This is a genomic window from Agrobacterium sp. T29, from assembly GCF_006970545.1.
Taxonomy (GTDB): Bacteria; Pseudomonadota; Alphaproteobacteria; order Rhizobiales; family Rhizobiaceae; genus Agrobacterium; species Agrobacterium leguminum.
In genome coordinates, this window is record NZ_CP040641.1 from 222,470 (window position 1) to 236,390 (window position 13,921).

Annotated in this window: 13 protein-coding genes; 9 read left to right on the forward strand and 4 right to left on the reverse strand. The window is 59.4% G+C overall.

Annotated features, from left to right (window positions below):
- Positions 1-2: 2 nt before the first annotated feature.
- On the forward strand, positions 3-644 hold the full coding sequence (locus FGF54_RS16035; protein WP_003500892.1) for a ThuA domain-containing protein: 642 nt from the start codon (positions 3-5) through the stop codon (positions 642-644).
- A 173-nt stretch (positions 645-817) separates the two neighbouring features.
- On the opposite strand, the gene FGF54_RS16040 is transcribed toward FGF54_RS16035, so the two are convergent.
- Positions 818-2,176, reverse strand: a complete 1,359-nt coding sequence (locus FGF54_RS16040; RefSeq protein WP_142780391.1) for an amidase — start codon at positions 2,174-2,176, stop codon at positions 818-820.
- Between the two features lie 343 nt (positions 2,177-2,519).
- Here FGF54_RS16040 and FGF54_RS16045 point away from each other — a divergent pair, with 343 nt between their 5' ends.
- The 3 genes from FGF54_RS16045 (at position 2,520) to FGF54_RS16055 (ending at position 6,736) form a co-directional block, all read left to right on the forward strand.
- Positions 2,520-4,838, forward strand: a complete 2,319-nt coding sequence (locus FGF54_RS16045; RefSeq protein ID WP_142780392.1) for an EAL domain-containing protein — start codon at positions 2,520-2,522, stop codon at positions 4,836-4,838.
- A gap of 30 nt (positions 4,839-4,868) precedes the next feature.
- Entirely contained in the window at positions 4,869-5,762 is an 894-nt protein-coding gene (locus tag FGF54_RS16050) for an amino acid ABC transporter substrate-binding protein (RefSeq protein ID WP_142780393.1), read from the forward strand.
- 71 nt (positions 5,763-5,833) lie between these two features.
- On the forward strand, positions 5,834-6,736 hold the full coding sequence (locus tag FGF54_RS16055) for an amino acid ABC transporter substrate-binding protein (protein ID WP_142780394.1): 903 nt from the start codon (positions 5,834-5,836) through the stop codon (positions 6,734-6,736).
- 41 nt (positions 6,737-6,777) lie between these two features.
- Here FGF54_RS16055 and minE read toward each other — a convergent pair whose 3' ends face one another.
- From minE to minC, 3 genes are read right to left on the reverse strand one after another with little or no spacing between them, the layout of a single operon-like run.
- Complete coding sequence (minE, locus tag FGF54_RS16060; protein WP_020809474.1) at positions 6,778-7,038, reverse strand: cell division topological specificity factor MinE; 261 nt, start codon at positions 7,036-7,038, stop codon at positions 6,778-6,780.
- Complete coding sequence (gene minD / locus FGF54_RS16065) at positions 7,035-7,850, reverse strand: septum site-determining protein MinD (protein ID WP_003506498.1); 816 nt, start codon at positions 7,848-7,850, stop codon at positions 7,035-7,037. The genes minE and minD overlap by 4 nt, the downstream gene beginning before the upstream one ends.
- 34 nt (positions 7,851-7,884) lie before the next feature.
- Positions 7,885-8,613: a septum site-determining protein MinC gene (gene minC / locus FGF54_RS16070; protein WP_003506496.1), complete on the reverse strand. Its 729-nt coding sequence runs from the start codon at positions 8,611-8,613 to the stop codon at positions 7,885-7,887.
- Positions 8,614-9,020: 407 nt separating this feature from the next.
- Here minC and FGF54_RS16075 point away from each other — a divergent pair, with 407 nt between their 5' ends.
- From FGF54_RS16075 to FGF54_RS16095, 5 genes are all read left to right on the forward strand, one after another.
- On the forward strand, positions 9,021-9,707 hold the full coding sequence (locus FGF54_RS16075; RefSeq protein WP_142780395.1) for an HAD family hydrolase: 687 nt from the start codon (positions 9,021-9,023) through the stop codon (positions 9,705-9,707).
- 408 nt (positions 9,708-10,115) lie between these two features.
- Complete coding sequence (locus FGF54_RS16080; RefSeq protein WP_142780396.1) at positions 10,116-10,832, forward strand: FadR/GntR family transcriptional regulator; 717 nt, start codon at positions 10,116-10,118, stop codon at positions 10,830-10,832.
- A gap of 62 nt (positions 10,833-10,894) precedes the next feature.
- Positions 10,895-11,869, forward strand: a complete 975-nt coding sequence (locus FGF54_RS16085; RefSeq protein WP_142780397.1) for a sialic acid TRAP transporter substrate-binding protein SiaP — start codon at positions 10,895-10,897, stop codon at positions 11,867-11,869.
- Between the two features lie 60 nt (positions 11,870-11,929).
- A complete protein-coding gene (locus tag FGF54_RS16090) occupies positions 11,930-12,502 on the forward strand; it encodes a TRAP transporter small permease (RefSeq protein ID WP_064263022.1) in 573 nt (190 codons plus the stop codon).
- Positions 12,503-12,506: 4 nt separating this feature from the next.
- Positions 12,507-13,913 carry a TRAP transporter large permease gene (locus FGF54_RS16095; protein WP_035220793.1) on the forward strand — a complete coding sequence of 469 codons (1,407 nt, stop codon included), beginning with the start codon at positions 12,507-12,509 and terminating at the stop codon, positions 13,911-13,913.
- The last annotated feature ends 8 nt before the right edge of the window (positions 13,914-13,921 follow it).

The window sequence follows — 13,921 nt, forward strand, 5'->3', positions numbered from 1 at the left end:
TAATGCGCGAAGCACTCATCGTCTGGGGCGGCTGGAGCGGCCATGAGCCGCAGGAATGCGCCACCATCGTCAAGGACATGCTGGAGGAGGACGGTTTCAAGGTCTATGTAGAGCACAGCACGGAGGCCTTCGCCGATCCTTCGGTGCATGATCTCAGCCTCGTGGTGCCCATCGTCACCATGTCGAAGATCGAAAAGGAAGAGATCAAGAACCTGACGGCCGCCGTGGAAAACGGCGTCGGCATTGCCGGCTTTCATGGCGGTGCGGGCGATAGTTTCCGCGAATGCGTCGAATATCAGTTCATGATCGGCGGCCAATGGGTTGCCCATCCCGGCAATATCATCGACTACCACGTCAACATCACTCGTCCCGACGACCCGCTGATGGAGGGGATTGCCGATTTCCCCTATACGTCGGAGCAATATTACATGCATGTCGACCCCTCCAACGAGGTGCTGGCGACGACGAAATTCACCGGCGATCATGCCTGGTGGATTGACGGCGTGGTGATGCCGGTTGTCTGGAAACGCAAATACGGCAAGGGCCGCGTCTTCTATTCGGCGCTCGGCCATCAGGCCAAGGAGTTTTCCGTGCCGCAGATGAAAACCATGTTCCGCCGTGGCGCGAATTGGGCGGCGCGGTGAGGTTATGGGAGTAGGCGGCCAAGTACTCTCTCCGTCATGCCGGACTTGATCCGGCATCCAGCAGCCGCGCGTCTGCGCGGCGTCAGGAGTCTTTCACGATCAAGGACTTGATCGCGCTGGACCCCGGATCAAGTCCGGGGTGACGGAGTATGGCTGTGTGAACCGCCTTCTCCTCAGCCCCGAATGATCTCTTCCGCCGTCATCGCGACACCCAGCACATGGTTATCAGTGCCGTGCAGGCCGGAAAGCAGCAGGCCGACCGGCATGCCCGCATCGCCCGTTCCACATGGGATCGAAACACCGCAGAGATCGAAAAAATTGCCGATCTGGGTGTTGCGCAGGGTCTTCGCATTCATGGCGAAAAAGGCATCGTCACTCTCGAGAAGCGGCGCAACCTTGGCCGCGACATGCGGCAATGTCGGCGACACCAGTAGTTCTTGCCTGCCAATCATGCCGGAAAACGCCGCCGTCATCCGTTCGCGCGCCTCGATGATGGCGATATAGTCCGGCATGGAAATATTCGCGCCGAGCCTCGCTCTGGCCACCACGCGCGGGTCCATGCGGGCGGCGTCGGCACCTTCCAGCCGGGTCTTGTGCAGGGCGAAGGCCTCCGCCGTCACCAGCGCACCCTTTTCCCTGATAAGATCGAACAGTTCCGAAAAAATCGGGAATGCCTGCCGCCGCACCGAGGCGCCGGCGCGGACGAGACGTTCCACCGCCTGCTCGAAAGCGGCTGCGACGCCATCCTCGATGCCATCGAAAAAGACCGTTTCCGGCACCACCAGCGACAGGCCGGAAAGAGGCGCGCGCGTGAAATCGGCAGCCACCTTGCCGCGCATGGCGGCATCCACCCAGACGGCGTCCTGTACGGTGTGCGTGAGCGGTCCGAGCGAATCGAGGCTTTTCGCCAAGGGATAAACCCCGCGCATCGAATAACGGCCACGGCTTGCCTTGTAACCCACCACGCCGTTGAAGGCGGCGGGAATACGCACCGATCCGCCGGTATCGGTGCCGACCGCTACCGGCACCAGACCGGCAGCCACGGCGACGCCCGCGCCCGATGAAGAGCCGCCCGGCAGACGGTGACCATCCGTAGAAGCAGGATTGCGTGGCGTACCGTAATGCGGATTGATGCCGAGACCGGAGAACGCGAACTCGCTCATATTGGTGCGGCCGATACAGATCATGCCCGCCTGTTTCAGCGCCGTCACCACATCCGCGTCGCGCGATGCAGGCTTATCGTTCGCAAGCACCGTCGATCCCGCCGTGGTCACCATGCCTTCAAGGTCAAACAGGTCCTTCCAGGCCACCGGAATACCATCGAGCACACCACAGGAACGGCCCTCACCAATGCGTTTTGCCGCGGCTTCCGCCTCCGACATCGCCCGCGCTGCCGTCAACTCGACAAAAATCGCCTGATCGTCCTCTCCGCCAACCGCATCCAGCGTCTCTTCCACCAGGGCACGCGGATCGAGATGGCCGCTCTGGAGGAGAACGGAAAGCTGCGCGATGCTTTTGCCTTTATGAGCCATGATATCTTCCCTGAAAGCGGCATGTTGCGCACAACATGCCGTTTATCGGCCAGTTGGCAAGGCCAATCGCCGCGCTATCGATGAGAGACATACCGGATCGGGAAACATGGCGGAGATCGCAGAATTTTGGAGTTTATCCTTGACGATTCATTTCTAACCTCCGATTTTTTCAACCTGAGGTGCAGGAACGCCATCTCTTATATAAGCTACGACTATAAAAAGACGGATTAATTCTTAATCGCATCTAAACTTTGTTGAATTATTTAGCAGACAGCATTGAAATGCATGCCCTATAAAATTCCATATAACAATTATAACGCGACATCGCGGGGGACTATCGCGAATGGAAGAGACTGCCTATCGCGGGACAGATAGACAGGTTGAACCGGGCCACACGCTTCGCTCGCCAACGCAGCCGGAAACAGGCCGGTTTTCGCGGCGGCGTTCGCTCGCCAACAAGATAACCCTGATATTCCTCGGCGGCGTGATCTTTTCCTACAGCATCGGCGCACTTGTCGGCTGGTATATGTTCGTCGCCGCCGCCAGCGAACAATGGCTCAACCAGGCCCGCGTCAATTCGCAGATCGCCAGCGCCACGCTTCGCAGCATCTACACCTATGTCAGCGTCACCGCCGATGCCGACGGGCAGGTCAACGGCATATTGACCGACAAACCCATCGGCGACGACGAATCCATTCTCGTCACCGGCTTCAACCCCAGCGACGTTCTCGCGCTTATCGGCGCACAGACCAAGAATGCCGTCTGGCTTTTCCGTTATGACGAGGCAGATTCCGGCTTCCGGCAGATCGCGGCGGCTTTCGACAACGCCACCGACGACGATGAAAAGCCGCTCGCCACCGATCCCATCTTTTCCCGGGATGCGGTCGCCGCGCGTTTTTCCACCGGTTTTGCGACCATCGGCGAATCCAGCCATTATATCGGCCTGCTGCCGATCATCAGCACGGAAACGAAGAAACCCATCGGCGCGGTCGCCGTCAGCATCGGCGGCTCGGACGCGCTTTATGGCGCGCAGCGCAAGCTCATCTATAATTCGCTCGCCGCGCTGATCGTGGTCTTGACCGTCACCGGCGTGCTTGTGACCGTCATCGCCCGGCATTTCCTGAAACCGGTCCCGGCGCTGGTGCAGGCGACGCTTCGGATCGCCCGCGAGGAAACGGATGTCGCCACGCCGTTTCAGGAGCGGCGGGACGAGATCGGCGACATGGCCACCGCTATCGAGACGTTGCGCGAGGCGGTTCTGGAACGCGGACGCCTGCGGCAGATTCGCGATATGGCGCAGCAGTTGGAACATATGGCCCATCACGATGCGCTGACCGGACTTCCAAACCGCGTGCTGCTGATGAAGACGCTGGAAAACCGTCTCGAACAGCTTGCCGCGTCAGGCCAGCCGTTCAATGTCATGCTGCTCGATCTGGACCGCTTCAAGGCCGTCAATGACACACTCGGACATGCCGCCGGCGATGCCTTGCTGGTGGCGGTGGCCTCACGGATTTCCTCCGTGCTGGGTGAAAACGACATGGTGAGCCGTCTCGGCGGCGACGAATTCGCGATCATACAATCGGCAAACGGCGACTGCGAGAGCGACGCGGCGATGCTGGCCGCGCGGGTGGTGCATGCCGTCTCGCGCAGTTTCAGTCTCGAAGGCAGCGATATCAGCATCGACACCAGCATCGGCATCGCCTGCGCGCCGGGCCACGGCACATCCGCAACGCAGCTTCTGCAACATGCCGATCTCGGCCTTTACCGGGCGAAATCCATGGGCTGCGGTTATTTCGTCTTTTATGAGCCCGGCATGGACATGGCGGCGCAGCACAAGCATGCGCTGGAAATAGACATGAAATCCGCGCTCGAAAACCAGGAATTCGAGCTGCACTACCAGCCGGTTGTCAATCTGCAGAGCGGTCGCATCGTCGCTTATGAAGCGCTGGCCCGCTGGCGGCACAGCAAGCTTGGCCTCATCGCACCGGACCGCTTCATCGCGCTTGCCGAAGAAAACAACTTCATCAAACCGTTGGGCGAGTGGGTTCTGGCGCAGGCCTGCAGAGATGCGATGACATGGCCGAAGGATATCAGGCTCGCCGTCAATCTATCCGCCGTTCAGCTCAGCAATGACGACATCGTACCGATTGTGGACCGGGCGCTTGAAACATCCGGCTTCCCGGCGGAACGGCTTGAACTGGAAGTGACGGAAACGGTCATGCTGGAGCGCGACAACAGCGCCCGAGCCCTGAAACTGCTGAAGGAAAGGGGCGTTCGCCTCGCGCTTGACGATTTCGGCACCGGCTATGCGGGCCTCAGCACGCTCACCCATGTCGCCTTCGACAAGATCAAGATCGACCGGGAATTCGTTTCCGGCCTGCCGTCCAATCCCATGTGTTCCGCCATCGTCAACACCGTCATCGACATGGCAGAACAGATCGGCCTGAAGGTCACCGCTGAGGGCGTTGAAAACAGGGAGCAGGTCGAAGCGCTCAAGCTTTCCGGCTGCGACGAAGCGCAGGGCTATTATTTTGCCGAGCCCGCGCCGCTTGCCCGCATTCTCAAGAACCGCGCCGTCATCGCTCCGATTGGGAAGGATGAATTCGGCGATATCGGTCGACCGACACAGGAAACCTATTGCCCACCGCAAAAAGCCATTTGAGAAACCGGCCGCCGGCCCAGAGGACATAAAATGCGTCTTTCAGTATTTTGCCTTTTCCTCACATGCCTTGCTCCCATCACGCCTCTCCAGGCTGCCGGCGAAGGCGACACGCTTCAGCAGATCGCCAAAACCGCAAAGATCCGCATCGGCTATCGCGAAGCCGAACCGCCCTTTTCCTATCAATTGCCGAATGGGGAGGTCACCGGTTTCTCGACCGATCTTTGTCGGGCGATCAGCGAAGATATTCGCAGGAAACTGAAGCTCGACAGGATCGAACTCGAATATGTCAAGGCGACGCCCGCGACCCGCTTCATCCTTGTCCGCGGCGGCCAGATCGACATTGAATGCGCGGCCACGACCAATAATAGCGAACGCCGCAAGATCGTGGATTTCTCCTATCCCAACTTCATGACCGCGACGCAGTTTCTCTCCCGCAAAGAGGACAATCTGAAAAGCCTTGCCGATCTCGCCGGGCGGTCCGTCACATCCGCTTCCGGCACGGTCAATATCGAGCAGCTCAACGCCGTCAACCGGGCGAAGAACCTCAATATCTCGGTGATGCCGACGAAAACCAATGAGGAAGCCTTCGAACTCGTGGTTTCCGGCAAGGCCTCCGCCTTTGTCATGGATGGCATATTGCTCGCGGCGCTGGCGGCAACATCAGAGAATCCGGACCTCTATGCGCTTTCTGAGGAAACGCTGAGCGCCCCCGAGCCTTATGGCCTGGTTTTCCGGCGCAACGATCCGGGTTTCAAGGCGGCGGTCAATGAGAGCCTTCGGCATATTTTCACCGGGCCGGTTATTCATGGCCTTTATGAAAAGTGGTTCACCAAGCCCATTCCCCCAAACGGCATGAACCTGAACCTGCCGATGGCCGCCTCTCTGAAACAGGCATACGAACATCCGAGCGAATACCAGGACTGAGAGCGCAAGGCGTCCACCCGTATCGATTTTCATGAAAATGTTTTGACGGATTCTTTGGCTGGAGATGCGCGATGCAGAGATCGACATTATGGCTTATGCTCGTTTTTTCAAGTCTTCTTCCCGCCCAGGCGGTGAGCGAGGATGCCCAACCGCCGACACTTGAAACCATTGCCAGAACCGGCACCATCAAGCTCGGTTATGCAGATCGCAATATTCCCTTTTCCTATCTCGGCGCCGGGCCGGAGCCTATCGGCTACAGCATCGAGCTATGCCTGAGAGTGGCGGATTCCATCAAGAAAAAGCTCGGCCTGCCGGAACTGAAGGTCGAGTTCGTCAAGCGCACGCCCAGCAACCGCATCATGCTTCTCAATGACGGCACGATGGACATGGAATGCGTGGCGAGCACGAACACGGAAGAGAGACGCAAGGCCGTGTGGTTCTCCTACAGCCACTTCATCACCGGCACCCGTTATGTGGCGCTGAAATCGAGCGGCCTGAACACCGTCGCCGATCTCGCCGGGCGAACGGTGGTGGTGACGACGGGAACCATCAACATCACCCAACTCAACGTGCTCAATCGCAAACTGGGGTTGAACGTCGCGGTTCTGCAAAATGACAGCACCGAGGGCAGTTTCGACATGGTGACGGAAAACCGTGCCTCGGCCTTCGTCATGGACGATATACTTCTGCGATCCTTCGTCGCCGAGACCGGCAAGCCGGAAGACTACGTCATCTCCGATGAATATCTCGCTCCGCCGCAACCCTATGGTTTGATGCTCCGCCACGGCGATACCGGCTTTCGCGACGCCGTCAACGAGGCGCTCGGCCAAATTTATGAGAGCGGCGAAATCGATAAAATCTACGACAAATGGTTCAACGCGCCGATCCCGCCAAACGGCATCAACCTGCAGCGCCCGCTGCCCGGCGATCTGGCCGAGGCATTTCGAAAACCCGTCGATACGACAGCGGAATAAAAACGCCGCCCGGTGGCGGGCGGCGTTTTTCGACACGTATCTTACGCGGCGCGCAGATCGGCACCCAGAGGAATCTCGACATCGATCTCCAAGATGGAGACATGCTCGTCGCGATCCATCTTCACATGCACCCGATCATTGTCGATCTGCACATGTTTGGCGATGACGCCGAGAATTTCTTCCCTGAGGATGGCGACCAGATCGGAGCCGGAGGATGCCCTTTCGTGGGCGAGCAGCACCTGCAGGCGTTCACGCGCAAGCGGTGCCGACTTCTGTTTGCGGAAAAGACTGAAGATGCTCATGCAGCCCTCCTTGCGAAGATCTTGGAGAAGATGCCACGCTTCTCGCCCGGAATGACCACCGGAATATCCTCACCGGACAGGCGGCGGGCGGCGTCGAAATAGGCCATGGCCGGCGCGCAGCGGGCATCCGCCAGCGTAACAGGCGCACCGACGTTCGAGGCCCGCAGCACATCCGTGCTTTCCGGAATGATGCCGAGCAGCGGAATGGAAAGGATTTCCAGAACGTCGTCGACCTTCAGCATGTCGCCACGCTCGGCGCGGGAAGCGTCGTAACGCGTCAGAAGCAGATGCTTCTCCATACGCTCGCCGCGTTCCGCCTTCAGCGTCTTGGAATCCAGCAGACCGATGATGCGGTCGCTGTCGCGCACCGAGGAGACTTCCGGATTGGTGACGACGACGGCCACATCCGCATGGCGCATGGCCAGCGTCGCGCCGCGTTCGATGCCGGCGGGGCTGTCGCAGATCACCCAGTCGAAGTGCTTCTTCAGCTCGTTGATGACCCATTCGACACCTTCCGGCGTCAGATTGTCCTTGTCGCGCGTCTGCGAGGCAGGCAGGAGGAACAGCGTCTCGAGGCGCTTGTCGCGGATCAGCGCCTGCGTCAGCTTGGCATCGCCCTGGATGACGTTGACGAGATCGTAAACCACGCGGCGTTCAGCACCCATGACGAGATCGAGGTTGCGCAGGCCGACATCGAAATCGACGACCACGACCTTCTCCTTGTTCTGCGCCAGTGCGGCGCCAAGCGCTGCGGTCGAGGTGGTCTTTCCCACCCCGCCCTTGCCGGAAGTTACAACGACTACCTTCCCCATATGGCTCTCCTGTTCCTGTGTTGTTTCTCTGTTATCAGCCAAGCTTTGCGGCCTTGATCGTATCGTTTTCCAGCCAGAGCTGAACGGGCTGGCCGCGCAGCTTGTCGTCAATGTCCTCGGCCACCTTGTAGACGCCGTCGATGGCCAGAAGCTCCGCTTCGAGCTTGCGGCAGAAGATGCGCGCCGAAACATTGCCGAGCGAACCGGCCATGGCGCGACCGCGCAGGGCGCCGTAAATATGCACCGAACCGCCGGCGATGATTTCCGCCCCCGAGGCGACAGAACCGATGACAGTCACGTCACCCTCGGGAAACATGATCGACTGGCCGGAGCGAACCGGCTCGTTGATGACCAGCGACGGCACGACGGCCCTGACCTCGCCGGCAGCGCGCGGCTTTTCCTCCGGCAGTTCGGCGGCGATGGCGACCGGCTCAACCTCGACATCGGAAGCGGGCTTTCCGCCCTTCAGCGACGGCGGCATGCCCGGCTCGATCATCGAGGGGCGAACGCCCTCTATACCCATGATGCCGACATTGCGCTCCGTCAGCGCCGCCAGCAGCTCCTTCAGCCCCGCCTTGTCGAGCGACAGCTCCGACACATCCAGAACCACCGGACGCGACAGGAAGAAGCCCGCCGAACGGGCGGCGAGATCATCGAGCCTTTCCAGCCATTGATCGACCGGAGATTCGGGGGACAGGACGACTGCAAGGAAGGAGCGGCCTTTGATACGGATCGAACGCTGGTCTGTTAGCACTTTGGTCATCTTGGTAAACAAATCGTTGACAATTAGGTACCTCGAATATGGTTAACAAATGGTTAACGCCACCCCTGAAGCGGCGGATTCGTTAAGAAAATTCCGCCCCGAAAAACTTCATGCGAAACATTCAAAATCCCTCATTACCTTTTGATTTAGCGCGTTTCCGGCGCTCGTGAAAACTCACGATAGCAGCTCATCCTTGCTGCAACCTGACGCCCGGCATCGCGAGATGGGCACGCCTTCTCCCCTACCCCAACCCGGCGAGTCGCGGAACACGCGAACGTCCGATTCCGGGACAATATCCGCCTTCGGCCAGATGAGCGCATTATGCCTTCAAGGTGGAAAAGCGATTCCGTTATGTCCGCCGATGCTGTAGAGACAGGCGGTCCCGACAGCTTCAACGGAAGAATGAGATGCACAGCAAAGTCCCGCCGCAGAACCAGATATTTTCGCAAGACTATGCGGCCTTCCTGTTCGACATGGATGGAACATTGCTCAACTCGATTGCGGTGGTGGAGCGGGTCTGGCGCGAATGGGCCGTGGACAACGGCATAGAGCCGAACGCTTTCCTGCAGCGCATCCATGGCATGCGCGCGTCGGAAGTGGTGCGCCGCGAGGCCGTTCCCGGTCTCGATGTCGCGGAACAGGCGGCGATGCTGCTGCAGAAGGAAATGGACGATGTCGACGGCATCCTCCAGATTCCCGAGGCTGCGGCATTTCTCGAAAAATTGCCGGCCGGCAAATGGGCCATCGTCACCTCCGCCGCCCGCGCGCTCGCCGAGCGCCGGCTGGCCGCCGCAGGCCTCACCCCGCCTCCGGTAATGATCTGCGCCGAGGATGTGGTGAACGGCAAGCCTGATCCGGAAGGATATAAAAAGGCGGCAGAAAAGCTCGGCGTCGCGCCTGAAAACTGTGTCGTCTTCGAGGACGCCCCCGCCGGCATTCAGGCCGGGGAAAGTATGGGCGCAACCGTGGTCGTCATCAACGCCACCCACTCCCATCTCATCGAAACGCCGCATCTTTCCATTGGGGGTTATGGTGAGCTGGAGGTCGTCATTGGTGAGAATGGCGGCCTGAAGCTCGCGGGCAACAGAGGCTGAAAGCCCCTTTGACCCAACGGCTTGGGTTCATTGCGCTGACAACATCCCCAAATGCGCCGTCATCCTCGGGCCTGTCCCGAGGATCCAACCACGTATCGTAAAGCCGATCGGCTGCAGATGCTCGGGACAGGCCCGAGCATGACGGAGGAGACGTTTTCGGACTTTGCCATAACCCTCGGCCCAAGGACTTGGGCTGGCCGGATTCCGGCTCAAGGCCGGAATGACGGAGACGGCAAAGCAGTAAACTAAAGCAAATGCCGAGCCTGCCGTACTGACCTCAAGCCAGGCCCCGCACACTTTTCCACCAGCGGCCAATTGACAGCACCGCATAAATGCGCCCTAATAAAATTGGTAAGACCATCTTACCGCTTGCGCGATCGGGGGAGACTTTCGCGCTGGGAGGATATCATGTTTGTGGCTCTGGAGCCGCGCCGCCTTTACCGGCTGGTCGCGGAACAAATTCGTTTGCTCATCGAAAGCGGGGAACTGACCGAAGGTCAGCGCCTGCCGGCGGAACGGGATCTTGCCGAACGTTTCGGCGTATCGCGCCCGACGGTTCGCGAAGCGCTTATCGTTCTGGAAGTGGAAGGCCATATCCATATCCGCATGGGTTCGGGCGTCTATGTCAGCGCAGCCGGCAAGCAGGCCAAGGAAAAGCCGCCGGTGCCGGATGCGCATGGGCCATTCGAAATCCTGCAGGCGCGCTGCATCATCGAAAGCGCGATTGCGGAGGAAGCGGCAAGGCTTGCGACGCCGGAATGCATCGCCAAGCTCGATGATATCATCGAACGCATGGCCGGCGCGCTCGACAACTCGCCGCAGGCGCTCAATTTCGACCGGGCCTTCCACACCGCCATCGCCGATATCATCGGTAACTCGGCGCTCAATCGCTTTACCGGCCTGATCTATGACGAGCGCAGCCTGTCACCCTTTTTCGAAAAGCTCGCCAGCTATTTCGAGGGGCCGCACACCTGGAGCCTTGCCGTTCAGGAACACCGCGCAATCCGCGACGCCATTGCCGCCAACGACCCGGAAGGCGCACGCGAGGCGATGCGGCAGCATCTGACGCTGTCGCAAAAGAGATTTTCCGAAAGTTTCGGGGAGGAAACGATCGGAGAAGAGTGACCGCGCCGCAACCGGCGACGGGAAAAATGAGAAATCTGGCTTTAATTCGGGAGGAGTTAAGAATGAAAATCAGATTGTCGACTTTGATGGGCGCAACAGCCGCCATCCTGCTTTCCGCCATGGCGGCACAGGCGCAGACCACGCTGAAATGGGCGCATGTCTACGAGACCTCTGAACCTTTCCATACGGATTCGGTCTGGGCCGCGGAAGAAATCGCCAAGCGCACCGACGGCCGCTACAAGGTGGATGTTTTCCCCGCCTCGCAGCTCGGCAAGGAAGCCGATATCAACCAGGGCCTGAAGATCGGCACCGTCGATATCATCATTTCCGGCTCGAGCTTTGCCGCGCGTGACTTCAAGCCGATCGGCGTCACCTATTTCCCTTACATTTTCCGCGACCCGAGCCATCTGATCGCCTATACCAAGAGCGATATCTTCAAGCGTCTCGCCAAGGGTTACGAAGACAAGACCGGCAACCACATCGCCGCCGTCAGCTATTACGGCACACGTCACACCACATCGAACAAGCCGATTGCCGCCTGCGCCGACATGGCGGGGCTGAAGATGCGCGTTCCCGACGTTCCGGCCTATCTCGCCATGCCGCGCGCCTGCGGTGCCAACACGACCCCGATTGCCTTTGCGGAAGTCTATCTGGCGCTCCAGAACGGCACGGTCGACGCACAGGAAAACCCGCTGACCACCATCGAGGCGAAGAAGTTCTTCGAAGTGCAGAAGAACATCGTCCTGACCGGCCATATCGTCGACCACCTCAACACGGTGATCTCCAAGAACCTGTGGTCGCAGCTCTCCGATGAAGACAAGAAAATCTTCACCGAAGTCATGCAGCAGGCCGCCGAGCGCACCACCAAGACCATCGAAGGCCGCGAAAAAAGCCTCGTCGAAGACTTCAAGAAGCGTGGTCTCACCGTCGCCGAGGTGGACAAGGCCGACTTCGAGAAGAACGTTCTGGAGAAGGTGAAGTTCGAGGACTTCGGTTACGACAAGGCCGACTGGGAAGCCATTCGCGCCGTCAAGTGAGCCAAGATCCGGTGCGGCCCCGTTGCCGCACCGCCCTTTCTCTCCAGACGGGATATCTCAATGTCGCAGGAAATCCATACTCAGGTCACGCCTGAGGAACTCGCCCATACGTTCGACGAGGCGCCGCCGGAAGTCGATCTCAAGGTCTATTCATTCGAAGACTGGGTCACGCTCGGCCTCTTCTGGCTGATGACAGGCTGCGTGTTCCTTCAGTTCTTCACCCGCTACGTGCTCAACGACAGCTACGCCTGGACGGAAGAAATCGCCGTCAACTGCCTGATCGGCGTCGTCTTTTTAGGTTCGGTCATGTGCGTGCGCATGTCGCGCCACATCCAGGTGGATGTGCTTTATCATTATGTGCCGCCGCAGGTGGCCCGCGCCATGTCGATCCTCGTCGACGTGCTGCGCATCCTCTTCTTCGCCTACACCTCGTGGCTGATGTGGCGGTATATGGAAATCGTCGCCGATGAGGAGATGGTCACCGTGGCGCTGCCGCGCAACATCGTCTTTTATACGGTTCTGGCCGCTTTCGTTCTGATGTTCTTCCGGTCGGTGCAGGTCTTCATCGCCAATATGCAGCGTGGTTATTCCGTGCTCGAGCGGCCTGAAGAATTCCAGAGCGCGGGAGATTGATCATATGCTGCTTCTTATCGGCTCATTTCTTCTCCTGATGCTGATCGGCCTGCCGGTCGCCATTTCCATGGCCTCGGCCTCGCTGCTCTACATCGTGTTTTACAATGTCGCGCCTGACATCATCGCCGCGCAGCGCCTGATTGCGGGCGTGGAAAGCTTCCCGCTTCTGGCCGTTCCCTTCTTCATCCTTGCCGGCAACCTGATGAATACGGCAGGGGTGACGGGACGCATCTATTCCTTCGCGGTCGCACTCGTCGGCTGGATGAAGGGCGGCCTTGCACAGGTCAACATCATCGGCTCGGTTATCTTTTCCGGCATGTCCGGCACAGCACTTGCCGATGCGGCCGGTATCGGCACCATCGAAATCAAGGCCATGAAGGATCACGGTTATCCGGTCGAAGCGGCCGTCGGCGTCACCGCCGCTTCCGCAACGCTCGGGCCGATCTTCCCGCCGTCGCTGCCCTTCGTCATCTACGGCATGATGGCCAACGTCTCCATCGGCGCACTGTTCATGGCCGGCATCGTTCCGGGCGTCGTCATGACGCTTCTGATGATGATCACGGTTGCGGTCTTCGCCTATATCAAGGGCTGGGGCTCCGATACGCCGTTCAGCCTCAGAACCATCTTCGGCGCGTCGATCGAAGTCTTCGTGGTGATGATGGTGCCGCTCGGCATCTATATCCTCACGGCGTTCGGCCTGTCGCTCAACCTGTCGATCCTGATCGTGCTGGTTATATTGCTGGCCTGCGACTGGTATTTCGACTTCTCGGCCGTGATGGCGCTGATGACACCGGTGATCCTGATCGGCGGCATGACCATGGGCTGGTTCACACCGACGGAGGCGGCTGTCGCGGCCGTGTTGTGGTCGCTGTTCCTCGGGCTCGTCCGTTACCGGACGATGACCTTCAAGACGCTGGCGAAATCGACCTTCGACACGATTGAGACGACCGCTTCGGTGCTCTTCATCGTCGCGGCGGCATCGGTCTTCGCATGGCTACTGACGGTCAGTCAGGCGGCACAGCTTCTCTCGGCGGCGATCCTGACGATCACCGACAGCAAGTGGATTTTCCTCGTGCTGGTCAACCTCCTGATGCTGTTCGTCGGCTGCTTCCTCGATACCATCGCAGCCATCACCATCCTCGTGCCGATCCTGCTGCCGCTGGTGCTGCAGTTTAATATCGACCCGGTGCATTTCGGCCTCATCATCACGCTCAACCTGATGATAGGGCTGTTGCACCCGCCGCTCGGCATGGTGCTGTTCGTGCTCTCGCGCGTGGCGAAACTCTCCGTCGAACGCACGACAATGGCCATCCTGCCATGGCTGGTGCCGCTGTTCGTGGCGCTGCTGCTGATCACCTTCGTTCCGGCCATCACTTTGTGGCTGCCGACCGAAATGGGCCTGATCCGCTAACGCCAACA